12 protein-coding genes are annotated in these 15,684 nt (G+C 71.2%); 4 read left to right on the plus strand and 8 right to left on the minus strand.

Features of this window, described 5'->3' with window-relative positions:
• The 3 genes from ABZ386_RS41365 to ABZ386_RS41375 all read left to right on the plus strand — a co-directional run.
• Positions 1–2,373: hypothetical protein (locus ABZ386_RS41365; RefSeq protein WP_358968646.1), on the plus strand; the 2,373-nt coding region annotated here is incomplete at its 5' end.
• Positions 2,374–2,444: 71 nt separating this feature from the next.
• Entirely contained in the window at positions 2,445–3,236 is a 792-nt protein-coding gene (locus ABZ386_RS41370; RefSeq protein WP_355719257.1) for an immunity 49 family protein, read from the plus strand.
• Between the two features lie 657 nt (positions 3,237–3,893).
• Positions 3,894–4,745, plus strand: a complete 852-nt coding sequence (locus ABZ386_RS41375; RefSeq protein ID WP_358968650.1) for an immunity 49 family protein — start codon at positions 3,894–3,896, stop codon at positions 4,743–4,745.
• A 25-nt stretch (positions 4,746–4,770) separates the two neighbouring features.
• On the opposite strand, the gene ABZ386_RS41380 is transcribed toward ABZ386_RS41375, so the two are convergent.
• A complete protein-coding gene (locus ABZ386_RS41380; protein ID WP_358968653.1) occupies positions 4,771–5,208 on the minus strand; it encodes a hypothetical protein in 438 nt (145 codons plus the stop codon).
• Positions 5,209–5,314: 106 nt separating this feature from the next.
• On the opposite strand from ABZ386_RS41380, the gene ABZ386_RS41385 reads away from it, so the two are divergent.
• Complete coding sequence (locus tag ABZ386_RS41385; RefSeq protein WP_358968656.1) at positions 5,315–6,997, plus strand: immunity 49 family protein; 1,683 nt, start codon at positions 5,315–5,317, stop codon at positions 6,995–6,997.
• A 24-nt stretch (positions 6,998–7,021) separates the two neighbouring features.
• On the opposite strand, the gene ABZ386_RS41390 is transcribed toward ABZ386_RS41385, so the two are convergent.
• The 7 genes from ABZ386_RS41390 to ABZ386_RS41420 all read right to left on the minus strand — a co-directional run bounded on the left by ABZ386_RS41390 (position 7,022) and on the right by ABZ386_RS41420 (position 15,683).
• Positions 7,022–9,658: a SpoIIE family protein phosphatase gene (locus tag ABZ386_RS41390; protein WP_351345125.1), complete on the minus strand. Its 2,637-nt coding sequence runs from the start codon at positions 9,656–9,658 to the stop codon at positions 7,022–7,024.
• Between the two features lie 252 nt (positions 9,659–9,910).
• A complete protein-coding gene (locus ABZ386_RS41395) occupies positions 9,911–10,318 on the minus strand; it encodes an ATP-binding protein (RefSeq protein WP_114255116.1) in 408 nt (135 codons plus the stop codon).
• Between the two features lie 159 nt (positions 10,319–10,477).
• Positions 10,478–10,909, minus strand: coding sequence for a (deoxy)nucleoside triphosphate pyrophosphohydrolase (locus ABZ386_RS41400; protein ID WP_358968658.1), 432 nt, complete (start codon positions 10,907–10,909; stop codon positions 10,478–10,480).
• A 647-nt stretch (positions 10,910–11,556) separates the two neighbouring features.
• Positions 11,557–11,754, minus strand: a complete 198-nt coding sequence (locus ABZ386_RS41405) for an SPOR domain-containing protein (protein WP_114255114.1) — start codon at positions 11,752–11,754, stop codon at positions 11,557–11,559.
• 341 nt (positions 11,755–12,095) lie between these two features.
• The gene (locus ABZ386_RS41410; protein ID WP_114255113.1) at positions 12,096–12,848 is read right to left on the minus strand and encodes a GntR family transcriptional regulator; all 753 of its coding nucleotides are present in this window, start codon (positions 12,846–12,848) and stop codon (positions 12,096–12,098) included.
• 147 nt (positions 12,849–12,995) lie between these two features.
• The gene (locus tag ABZ386_RS41415; protein ID WP_358968661.1) at positions 12,996–14,144 is read right to left on the minus strand and encodes a DUF4190 domain-containing protein; all 1,149 of its coding nucleotides are present in this window, start codon (positions 14,142–14,144) and stop codon (positions 12,996–12,998) included.
• Between the two features lie 168 nt (positions 14,145–14,312).
• Positions 14,313–15,683: a CHAT domain-containing protein gene (locus ABZ386_RS41420; protein ID WP_358968664.1), complete on the minus strand. Its 1,371-nt coding sequence runs from the start codon at positions 15,681–15,683 to the stop codon at positions 14,313–14,315.
• Position 15,684: the final 1 nt, after the last annotated feature.

Raw genomic sequence — 15,684 nt, forward strand, 5'->3', positions numbered from 1 at the left:
CTCCCCTGGGGTGACCCGGTGGAGGAGAAGCACAAGTGGTACGAGGTCGGCCACTGGGTGAAGTCGTTCGTGTGGGACGGGCTGATCGTCGACGGCATCTGGGGCACGATCAAGGGTCTGGGCACCCTGGTCGGCTTCGGCGGCTGGGAGGCGATGGGCCAGGCGTGGAAGGGCCTGGCCCAGCTCGCCACCGGCCTGGTGATCACGGCGATCCCTGGGGCGCAGGCGTGGTTCTGGACGGCGTCGGACAAGGACATGCCGTCCTGGCTGCGTGACTCGCGCACGGCGATGAAGGAGACCGGCAAGGCACTGGTGGCGTGGGACCAGTGGGGCAAGAACCCCGCCCGCGCGGCCGGTGCGGTCACCTTCAACGTCCTGACCACGGTCTTCACCGGCGGCGCGGGTGCGGCCGCCTCGGGTGCGGGCAAGGCGGGCGCGGTCGCCAAGGCGTTGTCGGTGGCGGGCAAGGCCGGCCGGGTCATCGACCCGATGACCTACATCGCCAAGGGCGCGGGCGCCGGTTTGTCGAAGATCGGCGACATCACCAAGGGCCTGAAGGGCGTCGGCAACATCGACATCCCCGCCCTGCCCGAGAACGCCGTCACCCTGCCCGAAGGCACAGCCATACTCCCCGACGGCACGGTGCGTCTGCCCGACGGAGCTTCCGTTCCCGAAGGGGCGACGAAGCTGCCCGACGGCAACGTGCGGCTGCCCGACGACGTTCCGGTCCTGCCCGAGGGCACCACGAAACTCCCCACCGAGGACGGCGCCCCCGCCCGCTACTACGACCCCGACGGCAACATCCTCGACGAACACGGCAACGTCCTGCAGAAATCCGCCGACGGCCCCGGCGACGTCGTCGACCAGCCCCACATGCCCGACACCCCGGCCGGCCCGGCCTCGGGCGCGGACACCCCACGCGTCGACTCCCCCGCCCAGCAACCGGCCCTGGTCGGCGCCGGCCCCCACACCGCCGAACAGGCCGGCCAGCACATCCGCCTGGGCAACAGCCTCGACGACGGCCTCGGAGACATCGGACGGACCGCGGACACGCCGACAACCACCCCGGCTGTCCATGCCGGAGGCGACGGCCTCCCCGGCGGCACAGTTGGCGATCACCTGCCCGGCGGCACGGCAGGCCACACGCCGGGCGGCCGTGTGGGCGACCACATACCCACGAACGAGCTGGACAACGGGCGCCACGGCAGCGCTGACGGCACCCCGGCGACGGGCTCCGGCCGCTCGGACACGCCCGCCACCGCCGGTCACACGGACGGTCCGGGCACGAACGGCACGCACGGCGACGGCCCTGCCACGGGAGGCGGCCACCACGAGCCGCCGACGACGGGCAGCGGCCTGCCCGGAGGTCTGGACGACCTGGGCCGGGGTGCGGACGACGCGGCCCCCGGCACGGACGACGCCACGGGCGGAGCGGCTCAGCACGCGGACGAGGCGGCGCGGCACCGCGCGGAGTACGAGGCGGCCCGTGAGAAGCCCGCCGACGACCGCACGCCCCAGGAGCGGGCGGCGATCACCCGTGAACACGTCCGGCTGGCCAACGAGGACCCGGTCTGGCGCGCCGAGCATTACGACAAGTGGGGCCCCGGCAAGCGCAACAACGCCGAGGAGATGGTCGACGGTCAGCTGCTGCCCAAGCTGGTCGAGAAGCCGGGTGGCGGCTGGATGGCCGCCGATGCGATGCCGTACGCGAACCCCGAGCGGTTCCACCTGACTCCCATGGAAAGGGGTCGGGACACGGTGCCGCCCGAGAACCTGAGTCATCTCGACGAGGTCTCGGCCCGGCGCATGGCGGGCACGGACCTGACGAACGCCGAGAAGGCATACAAGGCCGACCCGACCGATGAGACGGCGAAAGCACTTCTCGAAGCGCAGGAGCACTTCAGGAGCACCGTCGGTGAAGGCGTTTCCAACAACAGCAAGCTCGGGGAGGCGCTCGGTGAGGAGGCGGCCCGCCGACACATGCTCGTCCAGAAGGAGTTCGAGGGAGCGAGGGAGATCACCGATCTTCCCGAGACGCCCAACGGCTCGAAGAGATTCGACCAGCTGTGGCAGGACAAGGACGGCAACCTCATCATCGTGGAGGCCAAGGCCCCCAACGCGAGGCTGGACTGGCGCCAGGGCAACGGGCTGCAGGACAGCGGCACGATGGTGAAGCAGGGGACCATCGAGTACGTCCGTACCATTTTGGCCGATATGGAAGAGCGTGCGATCTTCTCGCCGAACGATGCGAAGTACGCCGCGCAGATTCGGACGGCGATCGAGGACAAGTCCCTGCGGTACGTCCTCGTCCAGGCCAGTGAGAACACCGGTAAGTATGCTGGGGCCGAGCTCAAGCACTTCAAGATCTTCTAAGGAGAGACGCGTTGGTCTCGATCATTTCCCGCCCTCCGTTGCCCACGGGGAACGCGGAAGAGGGTCTCGCTGTGCTCCAGGAGAACGCTCGGCAGCTGATCGCCGGGCTGGAGGAACGCTCCACGAGGCTGGGCGACGCCCAGCGCGTCACGCTCACCCTGGCTCAGTCACGTTGCCTGATCGATCCTCGGGCGGCGGAGTTCCCCTCGTGGGACGCCTGGGTCACGGCCATGCAGGTCGGCTCCGCGGTCTTCGCGGCGGCGACCACGACGGACGACCAGGTGCAGTGCCGCATCGCGCACAAGGACCTCACTCTGCAGGCCACCGGTCCGCAGTGGTACGTGAATCCCGGCAGCTGGCTTTCCGCGTTCTACCTGGCCGTGATCTGCCGTGAGAGGGACAGGATCACCGCTCTGTGCCAGGTCCCGCTGTCCCTTCTGCGGGAGAACGGTGGGCAGTTCGAGGAGTATCACTACGCCTGGATCGACACCCTCCAGACGTACTGGCGCGGTGGCCCGGACCTGGGGCCGAAGCTCGTCGCCGCGGTCGACGGCACCGAGCCGGAGGCTGTCGCGGACCCGGAAACAGTGAGCAAGCTGCTGTATCCGCCGATGGAGGTCTTCCACCGCTTCATCCGCAAGGACCCCGAGACCTTCAACCAGGCGCTGGCCCGGGCGCTCGAACTCCACAAGCAGTACTGGAGCGAGGAGAACCGCGTTTTCCAGGCCTCGGGTCTCGTCGCCCTGGCCCCGCTCGCCATGGCCTGCTTCGCCCACGACGCGGGCCTGCCCGTCGAGGTGGAGTCCGAGTACCTGCCGGCCGTGCTGATCAGCCGCAACTGGTGCGGCGAGTTCCCCACCTGATTTGAGTGGGGTGATCGGACGCGCCGACAGGGGAACGAGCTTTGTGCATCCCTCGTCGCCGCAGCCGTACCACCAAGAGGCTCAAGGGCGTCGGCAACGTCGGCGTCCTCGCTCTACCCGAGCACGTGGACCCCGGGCCGGGGCACCACCGAGGACGGCGCCCCGGCCCGGTACCACGGCCCCGAGGGCAACATCCTCGACGAACACGGCAACGTCCTGCAGAAATCCGCCGACGTCCCCGGCGACGTCGTCGACCAGCCCCACCTATCCGACAGCGGCACACGCCGTCTCCGGGACGGACACCCCACGCGTGGACTCCCCCGCCCAGCAGCCGGCCCTGGTCGGCGCCGGCACCCACACCGCGGAACAGGCCGGCCAGCACATCCGCCTTGGCAACAGCCTCGACGACGGCCTCGGAGACGTCGGACGGGCCGGTGACGACGAAGCTGCCCAGCCGGCCCACGCCGGGAGTGCGCAATCAAGCAGCGCTTGGGGTGACCATTTGCCCGGTGGCACGGCAAATTGTCTTCCGGGCAGCGCTTCGGGCGCCAATACACGGAATTTCTGCCGAAGCACCTCGTGAAGCGCTCATGGGTGGGTGAGTACGACACCTGACAACAGTCTCGGCAACCCGAAGTAGCAGCACTGAGGAGAACGTTGGCCTCCATCATCCCCCGCCACCCCTTCCCCACTGAGAACGCGGAAGAGGGCCTCGCGGTCCTTCAGCAGAATGCGCAGGAGATGATCGACGGACTGGAGGCGGGCTCGACGAGTCTGGGTGATGCCCTGGGCACGACTCTGACCCTGGCTGAAGCGCATTGCCTCATGGATCCGCGGGCAGCGATCTTCCCCACGTGGGATGCCTGGGTCACCGCGATGCAGGTCGGTTCCGCTGTGTTCGCTGCCGCGACAGCGACCGAGGAGCACGTGCTGTGCCGCATCGCGCACAAGGACCGCACCCTGCAGGCCACAGGCCAGGAGTGGTACGTGCACCCGGGGGCTTGGATCACGGCCTTTTACCTGGCAGTGGTGTGCAGGGAGAAGGACAGGATCACGGCCCTGTGCCGAGTTCCGGTCTCCCTCCTGCGTGAGAACGGCTCACGCTTCGAGGAATACGACTATGCCTGGATCGAGACCCTCCAGACCTACTGGCTCGGCGGTCAGGACCTCGTCCCCAAGCTGGTCTCCGCAGTCGATGGCACCGATCCGGAGAGTGTCGCCGACCCTGAAACGGTGGGCAAACTCGTGTATCCGCCGATGGAAATGTTCCACCGCTTCATCCGCAAGGATCACGAGGGCTTCAACCGCGCGCTGATCAGGGCACTTGAACTGCACAAGCAGTATTGGAGCGAGGAAGAGCGGGCCGTCAATATCTCAGGGCTTGTCGCCTTGGCCCCTCTCGCCATGACATGCCTCGCCCACGACGCAGGCATCCCCATCGAGGTCGAGTCCGAGTACCTGCCAGCTGTGCTGATCAGCCGCAACTGGTGTGGTGAGTTTCCCACCTGACTCGCCGCCAGTTCCGGCTGGTGCCCTACGGCAGGTGCCGGGAAGCATTCTGTTCTGCCTCCCGCAGTGGCACCTTGACCAGCGTTCCCGACCTGTTGACCAAGAGTTCGGGGATCTCGTCCTCGTAGAACCGCACTTGGCCGATCACTCCGTCGGTCCTCGCGTTGAAGGCGAGCATCTCCGCCAGGGCGACCAGTTCGGGCAGGAGTTCCGCGTGGATTTCCTGGCGGGCCGTCAGGGACCAGTGGTGGGGGCCGCGGTGGAGGTCGCCGGTCAGCAGGCCGCCGATGTGTGCCGCCGGGCCCCGGTCCGCGAGCAGGGGGACGAAGTCCGGCCAGTCCACCTCGTCGCTGTCGTCGTCCGCGCTGTCGGCCTCCAGGTGCCGGCGGAGGTGCGCGAGTACGGCGTCCGGCAGGTTCGGCGACAGGTCGAGGGCCAGGTCAACGGCGAACACGTCACTCATGTGTGGTGAGTCTAGGACCCTGTCTCCTCGACCGGCCCAGGGCCTCTCGAGGGGTGGGCGGAAGCCGGGCGCAGGCACGGGGCACACGCCTCGTAGGGTCGCAGGCATGACACCGCACGACGTCGCCGATTCCGAACTGCCCATGCTCTCTGCCGCACAGGCCACGCACTTGCGCGCACTGGCCGCCCCGCACTACCGGGAGGGGCACCAGTACTCCCTCGAGTCCTTGGCGCACACGTGCAGCAGGGCGCCGGAGGAGCACTGGCCCGACCTCGTCGCCGCGCACTTCGACCGCCTGCGACAGGCGAGCCAGGGGGATGAGAGCGCGGAGGAACTGCTCCGGGGTGTGCACGCCCGGCTGCTGCCCATCGACTCGATTCCTTCAGAACTCCTCGGTTCCCTGCGCTACACGCGCGTCGTGGCCGACGGCCTGGTCTTCGCCTACGCCCTGGACGGGCCCACCAGCGTGCGGCTCCTCACCGACCGGGACGTGGAGCGTGCCGGGCTCCAGGCCCTCGGGGAGGCGGCGCGCGCGAACCTGATGCGCGTGCCCGTGCGGCACGAGGAGGTGGGCGTCGAGGGCGGGGCGAGACTGCGTTCCGTCTACGGGGACTCCCCGTTCGTCGCCGGCCAGGCGCTGTTCCTCGCGGAAGTCGCCTGGAAGGTCGTCGGCGAGAGGCTTCCGGATGCCGGTGCCCTGGTCGTGGTGCCCACGCGGCACAACCTGGTGTACCACCCGATCGCCGACGGTTCCGTCGTGGAGGCCGTCAACAGCCTTGCCGCGTACGCCCTGGGCGCCCACGAGGACGGTCCGGGCGCGCTGTCACCGCGGGTCTACTGGTGGCACCGCGGCTCCCTGACCTCGCTCACGGTCATCGATCACGAGACCCTCACCTTCTCCCTGCAGCCGCCGCCGCATCTCCTGGGCCTGATGAAGGGCCTGGTCCGTCTCGACCGGGCCGGCCGTCTCGCCACCCGCGGCGCCGCTGAGCCCGCCGGGCTCGGCGAACTCATGCGGGGTGCCGCGGAGTCGATGGACCGCCTCGTGCAGGACCCGGCGACCCTGGCCGACGCGTTCCGCTCCATCGTGACGCTCGCCCACGCGCGCTGCGCCTACGACCCGGACGTCGCGCACATCGACACGTGGGACGCGTGGGCCACCGCGACCCGGCTCGGCTCCGCACTGTTCACCGGCGCGCCCGCGCAGGAGTGCCGCCTGGGCGAGGACCTCGTCTGGCAGTTGCCCGCTTTCCCCGCCGAACCGCCCGCGGACGCCCGGGGCTGGCTCGACGCCCTCTACCTCGCGATCGTGTGCCGCCAGACGGACCGGATCGGCAGGCTGTGCCGGGTGCCGTCGGAGACGCTGCGCCAGGACGATTCCGTGGACGAGTACGTCCTGCACTGGATCGACACCCTGCGGGCCTACTTCTCGGACGGCCCCAGCATGGATGACGTCGTCGAGAAGCTCGTCGCCACCATCGAGACGTCGGGGCGGGACGGCGTGACCCACGCGCCGACGGAGTTCGTGAACGCGATCGACTACCAGCCCACCGCCCTCTTCCACCGGCTCATCGCACGTGACCACGACACCTTCGCCAAGACGCTCGCCGAGGCCGTCGCGGAGCACGGCGGTTACTGGGGCGGATCGGCGGCCCCGCGCGCCCGGGTGGCACTCGGGCCGCTCGCGATGGCGAGCCTCGCCTACGACTACGGGTTTCCCGTGGATCCCGCGCAGCCCTGTCTGCCCGCGCACCTGCTCAACCGGCAGCGGCTGGAGGAGATCTCCTGACGACCGGGGTCGCAGCAGACCCCGCTAGAACAAGCTCAACAGCGCCTCCGCCGGATCCGGCAGGCCGGTTCCGCCGTCCGGGAGGGGGAGTTCGAACCAGACCGTCTTGCCGCGCGGCGTGCGGCGGGAGCCCCAGGCCGCGCTGAGGAGGCCGACGAGCTGGAGGCCGCGGCCGCCCTCGTCCGTGTCGCGGGCCCGGCGGCGGCGCGGCTGGACCAGGCCGGAGTCCCAGACCTCGCAGACCAGGGTGCGGTCGAGGAGGAGGCGGAGGCGGATCTCGCCCTCGCCGTAGCGCAGGGCGTTGGTGACCAGTTCGCTGACCAGGAGTTCGGTGGTGTCGACCAAGGGCTCCAGGTCCCAGCTGAGCAGCTGGGCGCGGGCGTACTCGCGGGCCCGGCCCACGCTGCGCGGCTCGCGCGGCAGGGTCCAGTCGCCGACGGACTCGGTGGGCAGGCCCTGTACACGTGCCATCAGCAACGCGATGTCGTCCTCGCCGTGGTGGGTGTCCAGGGTGTTGAGGACGTGGTCGCAGACGTCCTCCAGGGGCTGGGTGGGGTCGGCGAGCGCGCTGACGAAGGCCTGGAGGCCCTCGTCGAGGGGGTGGTCGCGGCTTTCGACCAGTCCGTCCGTGTAGAGCGCGAGCAGGGCGCCCTCGGGCAGTTCGACCTCGACCTCCTCGAAGGGCTCGCCGCCGACGCCGAGCGGCATGCCCGGCGGCACGTCGAGCATCAGGGCCTGTTCGCCGGGTTCGACGAGGACGGGGGGCAGGTGGCCCGCGTTGGCGAAGGTGCAGCGCCGGGTGACCGAGTCGTAGACCGCGTACACGCAGGTGGCCAGGTAGACCTCCGAGAGGTCGGCCTCCCGGGGGCGGCGGGCCGCCCTGGTCGCCTGCTGGACGCCCCCGGGGGCGCCGAGGCCGCGGGCGATCTCGTCCAACTGGGAGAGCACCTCGGCCGGTTCGAGGTCGAGCTGGGCCAGCGTCCGGACCGCCGTGCGGAGTTCGCCCATGGCGACGGCGGCGCGCAGACCGCGGCCCATGACGTCGCCGACGACCAGCGCCGTGCGGTGCCCGGGCAGTTCGATGACGTCGAACCAGTCGCCGCCGACCTCGCTGGGCCGGCCGGTGTTGGCGTTGCCGGGCAGGTAGCGGCAGGCGATGTCGAGGCCGGATGCCTCCGGGTCGCCGGGCGGGAGCAGGGACCGTTGCAGTATCAACGCGCGTTCGTGCTCGCGCCGGTAGAGGCGGGCGTTGTCGATGCAGACCGCGGCGCGGGCCGCCAGCTCCACGGCGAGGTCGCGGTCCCGGTCGCCGAACGGTTCGCTGCCCTTCGTCCGGGCGAACTGGACCAGGCCCACGACCGTGTCGTGGGCGACCATCGGCACGGCCAGCGTGGACTGCACCAGGCCGCCGTCCTCGCCCGGGACCGTCTGCGGGCGGGCCGTGCGCAGGGCGTCCGCGCAGGGCGAGTTGAACGGGTAGTGGTGGACGGCGCCGACCGCGACGGGCACGCCGGTGCCGGCGAAGGGCGCGTCGGAGACGGCGCTGGCGAAGGCCACGCGGCGCAGCTCGGCGCTGCCGTCGGCGAGCCCGGGCGGGGTTTCGTCGCCGACCAGCAGACCCTGGTAGAGGTCGACGGTGGCCAGGTCGCAGAAGCCGGGCACGACGACGTCGAGGAGCTGACGGGCCGTGGTCTCCAGGTCGAGGGAGTTGCCGATGCGGGCGCCGGCCTCGTTCAGCAGGGCGAGGTTGCGCCGGGCGGCGGCGGCCTCGCGGGCGGCGGCACGGCGGGCGGTGATGTCGATGCCGAGCCAGGCGACGCCGATGGGGCGGCCCGAACCGCTGTGCACGCGGTAGAGGTTGACGGACCAGTGGCGGCGCTCGTCGGAGCCGGGGACGAAGCCCGTGACGTGCATGTCGGTGATGGAGCTGCCGGTTTCCAGCACCCGGCGCAGCGTGGCGGCGACCCGCTCGGCCTCGCCGCGCTGGAGGTAGTCGTGGACGCCCTTGCCGCGGTGGTCGTCGGGCGCGCCGCCGAAGATGGACGCGAACCGGTGGTTGACGCGGCGGACCCGCAGATCGGGGTCGATCAGCAGGAAACCGAACGGGGATTGACCGAAAATGGCCTGCGAGGCGGCGAGGTCGGTCTCGATGCTGCGCAGGGTGCGCACGTCGACGACGATGCAGACGGCGGCCTTCTCGCCGTCCTCGGTGCGCGTCGGCATGACGTACACCTCGGCGAGCCCCTCGTTGCCGCACTCCCCCTCGACGCCCTTCGGCATTCGGAAGGGCACCACGCCGGTCCACTCGCGGCCGTCGAGGATCTCCGCCATCTTCCGCATGCCCCGCTCGTGATGGCGCGGGTCGATGAAGGTCTCGATGGGGTCCATGCCGACGGCGCGTTCGGCGGAGATGCCGAAGAGGTGCTCGGCGCGCAGGCTCCACTGGTCGACGAGCCCGTCGGGGCCGATGGAGAAGGAGGCGACCTTGATGTAGTCGTAGATGGATCCCGGGGGACTGCTCTGCCACATGGCGTCCCCGGGCTGCACCCCGTCGGCCGCGAGCGCACCTCCCACCGCGGAGGCCAGGCCGTCCGCGGCCCTCGCCCTCGCGCCGTCCGACGGGTCCTCGGACTCCGTGGCCTTCGCTGGTATCTCGCTCACGCGAACCGTCCCCTCCAGCTCACCGCGTCCGGCACCGGTCACCGGGGGCGGCTGCCCGCAGTATCCAGCACTACGGTGCCGCACAACACGGTGTTCACGATCACAGCACGGTCCCGATGGTTTTCGGTCCGGACCGTGAGAACACTTCCAGTCTTCTAACCAGGGGACACGTCGTCGAATCACGTCCGTCGGCAACCGCCACTGGCCTGAACCAATCGCTCGACAGCGGCAGGGCGTACGTACACCGATTTTTCACTCCCGGACGGTGAGTTCGAACCACACCGTCTTGCCCGCGTCGCCGGGCCGGGTGCCCCAGCGGCGGGCGGAGGACGCCACGAGTTGCAGGCCGCGGCCGCTTTCGTCCTCGGGCCGGGCGGTGCGTTCGCGGGGCGGGTCCGGGAGCGGGTCGGAGACTTCGACCCGCAGGACGCCGTCCAGGCCGGCGGGGCGGACCAGGCGGACGCCGATGGGGCCCGTGGCGTGCCGCAGCGCGTTGGTGACCAACTCGCTGACCAGGAGCGCCGCGAGGTCTGCGAGACGGTCGAGGTCCCAGCCGCGGAGTTGGCCGCGGACGGCCTGGCGGGCGGTGCGCACGGCGCCCGGGTCGGCGGGAAAGGTCCATTCGGCGCGGTCGCCTTCGGTGTCGATCACGCCGATCACTTCCCAGCAGCGAGCCCACCCATGTCCGGTTTCATGGGGTTAATGGGCACATACCCGATATCCGGGGCGGAGTACCGCGCGGCGCGGCGCGCGGTGGCACAAAAGGCGTACGGGACGCGCGTACCGCAGTCGCCTCGCTCCGCACGCCCCCGGCCGGCCTCAGGCGCCGGGCACTTCCCCCGCGTCGGCGCCGAGGCTTCCCAGGTGCGCGAGGGTCTGCCGCACGGCCGGCACGTCCTGGTCGAGCCAGTCCACGTCCCAGATCTCGCCGGGGCCGAGCCAGCGCAGGTCGTCGTGGTCCTCCAGGGCCTCGGGGGCCGGGGAGCCGGGCCGCAGCCGCGCGGTCCACACGTGCAGCACGTACGGCGGCTTCAGGGGCCACTCCCCCGGGACGCGCCCGCACGCCTCGGCGTCGACGCCCAGTTCCTCGCGCAACTCCCGCACGAGCGCCGCTTCGGCCGTCTCGCCCGGCTCGACCTTGCCGCCGGGCAACTCCCAGCGCCCGGCCAGCTCGACGGGCGCGCTGCGCCGGGCGGCCAGCAGCCGCCCGCCGTCGACCAGCGCGGCCCCTACGACGATCCGCTCACTCATGCGGGGAGCCTACGGGAGGCCGGGCGAACACCTGACGCGGTCCGCGAACGCGTGATGCGGTCCGCGAGCACGTGACGTGGTCCGCGAACGCCTGATGCGGTCCGCGAGCACGTGACGTGGTCCGCGAACGCCTGATGCGGTGCCGCGAGCACGTGATGCGGTCCGCGAACGCCTGATGCGGTGCCGCGAGCACGTGATGCGGTCCGCGAACGCCTGATGCGGTGCCGCGAGCACGTGACGTGGTCCGCGAACGCCTGATGCGGTGCCGCGAGCACGTGATGCGGTCCGCGAACGCCTGATGCGGTGCCGCGAGCACGTGATGCGGTCCGCGAACGCCTGATGCGGTGCCGCGAGCACGTGATGCGGTCCGCGAACGCCTGATGCGGTGCCGCGAGCACGTGATGCGGTCCGCGAACGCCTGATGCGGTGCCGCGAGCACGTGATGCGGTCCGCGAACGCCTGATGCCGTCCGCGAGCACGTGATGCGTTCGCGGGCACGATGCCGGTCCGTGGGTACCACGCCGGTCCGGGGGCACAACCGGTCCGTGGGCGCGACGCTCGTTCGCCGGCACGATGGCGGTCCGTGGGCATGATTCGGTTCGTGGGCACGCCGGACCCGGAGGCCCGCCCCCGCGCACCCGTGTGCGTCAGTCGTGCGTCGCCGTGGCCGGGCCGTTCTGGCCGAGTCGTTCGACCCAGTACAGCTGCTTGTGGCCGCGGCCGTCGAGGCTGTCCGCGATCTTCTGGGCCTCGGCCCGGGTCGCGTACCGGCCCACGCGGTACCGGTTGCCGTTGTCGTCCTCTCGTATCACGAGCCAGGGAAGAGTGACCGTGCTGTCGTTCATCGCGCCCCTCCACTTCCCACCCGCGGCCTGTGCCGTGCCCCACCCGATAAGGAAACCGCAATGCGCATATGCCTGAGCCTACGCCTAACCTTCACGCAGCGAATACGGGATTTCACAAAGAGGTACGCAACCAGCCAGAACGCAGGGGGCGCACGCCCAAAAACGCGCCGTCCGCGCACCCCGACGCATCCGGTCGGGGGCATACCGCATACACCGACGGCGACCTGCGCGAACGCGGGCCGAGGAGAGAGCGCGGACCGCACCGGTCGCCGACAGTGGGCATGGCGAGCGTGTGAGCGGGGCGCGCGGGGGGCGCGCCGCGAGACGGATGTGAGCGTTCGCTACTTGACCGGAAGGTGGTAGGCGACCCGGTACCGATCGGCCGGGATGACCACGTCAGCCGTCTCGACCGGGCGGCCCGAGGCGTAGAAGGTGCGCTGGATGACCAGGACGACATGGCCCGGGACACCGCCCAGGACGAGCAGCTCCTCGGCGAGGCCGGGGCGGGCGCCGACCTCCTCCGTGACGTTGTCCACGATGACGTCGATGGCGCGCATGCGCTCGACGACGCCCATGCCGCCGAGCGGGCCCTCCTCGGGCAGCATCACGGGCGTACGGCCCGTGACGGCGAGCGGCTCCCAGGACGTGGAGAGCATCATCGCCTCGCCGCTCTCGCGGTAGAGGTACTTCGTGCACATCACCCGGTCGCCCGGGTCGATGCCCAGCCGCTCGGCGACCGCGACACTCGCCTCGGACTGCTCGCTGCTGGACTCCCAGGTGCCGCGCCCCTCGCCGTCGGCCTGCTCCTGCCGGAACGGCGTCGCCCCGCCGGTCGGGCGGTAGCCGGAGCGGGAGATGCGCCGGGGCACGGGCCGCTCGCGCACATACGTCCCCGAGCCGGAGCGGCCCTCGACCAGGCCCTCCGCCATGAGCACCTTGCGGGCCTCCAGGGCGACGGTGTCCGAGACGCCGTACTCCTGGCGGATTCTGGCCTGCGAGGGGAGGCGGGTGTGCGGTGGCAGCTGACCGTCGACGATCTTCTTGCGGAGATCACCCGCGACACGCAAGTACGCCGGCTGCTCACCGAATGTCACTGGCCGCTCCCATCAGGTTGTACAGACAGCAACAGCGTGGCAACCGTAGGTTGTGCCGTGCAAGCAAAGGCCAGAGAATCACTCGATGTGATGACATGGTGGCCCTGAGGGCTTTACGCAGGCACTTTCTCCCCGCTATGGACGCCGTCACACCTCGGCTTCGGAGCTGCCGCTGTCGTCCTCCTCGTACGCCGGCGGGGTCGTGGCCAGTCCGAGGGCCTTGCGCGCCGTGACGGTCGCCGGGCCGTCGACGTACGTGTACGCCTTGTCGTAGTGCGCGTGGTAGGTGTCCGCGTCGGTGGCCTCGCTCGCCTTCGCCCACTGCGCCCGGGCCTTCTCCAGGTCCTCGACCAGGGCGGCGACGGGCCCGCGGGCGTCGGACGGCCAGGAGTGGCCGCGCAGGGCCTCGATGTTCTCGCCGAGCACGTCGTGCACCTGGGTGGCCCAGGCGCGGTGGGCGGCGAGGTCGTCCTCGGCGGTGTCCTCGGGCTCCTCGTACAGGGCCGTGTCGAGGGCGTTGGCCGTGGAGAGGAAGGCGACCTGGTCGGTGTCGAGGGTCGTGGGGTCGCCGCGCAGCGATCCGGTCAGCTTGGCCTTGGCGTCGGTGTGGCCGAAGACGCAGGTGATCACGCGGTCGCCGTAGCGCCAGCTGTCCCGGGACGGCATGAGGTAGTACACGTCGACGTCGGCGGGCATCGCCCAGGTGTCCATGGCGTACTGGTCCTGCAGCGCGTAGCACTTCTCGTCGGCGATGTCGGTGATCTCGGAATCGCCCGGGAAGGCACCGCCCGGCAGCGTGACGGAGGCGAAGACCTCGCCGTCGTGCCTGCCTTCGCAGGGCACCCGGTCGACGTCGTAGGTGTCGCCCTCCAGGCCGTCGGGCGCGTCGAAGCAGTCGCCCTTCTCCAGCGACAGGCTCTCGTTGCCCTGCGTGCTGTCCTTGAGGCCCTCCCAGGCGTCGGACGCGGCGCCCGTGGCCAGGACCGCCGTCCACAGCGCGATCCCGACGGACGACAGCACGGCCCCGGCGATCGCCATGCCCCGGCCGCTCTGGCCGGACCGCCTGATCTGCCGCAGCGCGATCAGGCCCAGGACGAGCCCCGCGGCGGGCAGGAAGCAGAGCACGCCGAGCACGAGGGCGGCGACGGCGAGCGCGTTGACGGAGACCGGGGTGCCGTACGGGCGGCCCGTGGGGCCGTACGGGCCGTAACCCTGCGGTCCCTGGGTCCAGTTCGCCGGCGGCGGGCCGTACGGGTCCTGGGGCGGCTGGTTCCCGGGGGGCGGGGGTATCGACACGGGTACGGTGCTCCTGGCTGGGGCGGTGGGCGGGGGCGCGTGGGGAGCCGTCGTACGGCTGGCCGCATCGTAAGCGGCGGAGGGACGGGGGCGGAACACACGGCAGGCCGGGCGAGGCCCGTGCGGGCAGGTGTTCTCGGCGGCAGGACCGCGGACAGGGAGCGTCCGTCACCTGGCCGGGGACGCGGACGGACCGGGCGGAATGCTCGGGGACGCGACGGCCTGGGACGGTATGGCTGCCGCCGGGCGGGCGGAGCCGTCCTCGGGCGTCGCGAGCAGCGGTCGGGTGGTGGCCGGCCGGGTCTCCAGGCGGCTGTCGATGCCGCAGTGCAGCGAGTAGGCCAGCGCGAGCGGGTTGCGCAGGTCGTCGAGGAAGTGACGGACCAGCCGGTGGCAGATCTCGCCCGCGGTCGCGTCGCCGTACAGGTACCGCTCGATGAACGCGTGCGCGTACTCGGCCGCGAAGACCTGCGGGATCTCGATCTGCGGGCCCAGCACCCCGTCCGCGCCGTTCTCGATGAACGCGTTCCCGAGGTACTCCAGCTCGGCCGTGGCCGCCGCCTCGCCCGCGTGGCACGCGTTGAGCAGCACGAAGGGGCGGAAGACGGCCCCGGGTGAGTCGCGGCACTCCTCGCGGTAGCGGTGCACCGCGTCCGCGTCGATGAGCCTGCCGTCGGAGAGCCGGATCCCGACCGTGCGGTGGGCGCCGCGCTCGACGAACATGCCGTGGCACCAGAAGTACATGAGGTCCTCGTCGAAGTGCGGGCTGCGCAGCGACTTGAAGAGTTCCTCGGCGGTGGTGCGGACGGTCACGTCGGACGCCACCCGCAGCAGGTCGTACACAGCGTCGGAACGGCCGACGCCGTCGAGGGTGGTGTCGGTGTTGAGACTCGTGGCGGGGGTGGAGCGGGTGGCGGGCGGTGCCTGGTACGGGGCGTAGGGCGCGCCGGTCTGCTCGATCTGGTGCCGGTGGCCCAGGAAGGAGGGCGGCGCGCCGGAGCCGTCGGGGCGGACGGCCAGCATCGGCCAGGGCAGGTACAGCTCGGAATCGAAGCTGACCCGCAGGCCCTCGCGTCCCAACTCGCCGAGCAGGAAGGCCCGGAACGGCTCCAGCTCGTTCCCCGCGCCCGCGAGCACCTTGTCCAGCACCCGCTTGCCCTGCACGGCCAGTTCCTCGAGCAGCGGGTCGACGGTGTCGCGGTGCGGTCGCAGGTCGCAGGCGTCGGCGAAGGTGTACGGCCCGCGGGGCATGCCGTGGGCGTCGACCGGCCGGTGGTGGACGACGTTCTCCGACCAGAACTGCCGCAGCCGGTCGGCCTCGGCCCGGATGGCGGAGGCCGAAGTGTGGAGCCAGGCGCGGTGGACACGGGTGCGGGGCGCGCGCCGGCCGCTCGGGTAGGCGTGGATCAGCACCCTGTCGTCGGTGCAGACGCTGAGCGTGACCGTCAGGTCCAGCGGCCGGTGCCCGTGGTCGGCGGGCCAGCGGGTGTACTCCCCCGAGGGGTCGTGGACGATGTCGGCGTGCAGCTCGACGGCCATG

It is taken from the genome of Streptomyces sp. NPDC006140, from assembly GCF_040628815.1.
Lineage (GTDB): Bacteria > Actinomycetota > Actinomycetes > Streptomycetales > Streptomycetaceae > Streptomyces.

What these genes read in the sequence shown, in the direction of transcription:
- ABZ386_RS41380 (WP_358968653.1), bottom strand. Translation starts at nt 5,208, where the DNA reads ATGAGTGACGTGTTCGCCGTTGACCTGGCCCTCGACCTGTCGCCGAAC.
- ABZ386_RS41385 (WP_358968656.1), top strand. Translation starts at nt 5,315, where the DNA reads ATGACACCGCACGACGTCGCCGATTCCGAACTGCCCATGCTCTCTGCC.
- ABZ386_RS41400 (WP_358968658.1), bottom strand. Translation starts at nt 10,909, where the DNA reads ATGAGTGAGCGGATCGTCGTAGGGGCCGCGCTGGTCGACGGCGGGCGG.
- ABZ386_RS41405 (WP_114255114.1), bottom strand. Translation starts at nt 11,754, where the DNA reads ATGAACGACAGCACGGTCACTCTTCCCTGGCTCGTGATACGAGAGGAC.
- ABZ386_RS41420 (WP_358968664.1), bottom strand. Translation starts at nt 15,683, where the DNA reads ATGGCCGTCGAGCTGCACGCCGACATCGTCCACGACCCCTCGGGGGAG.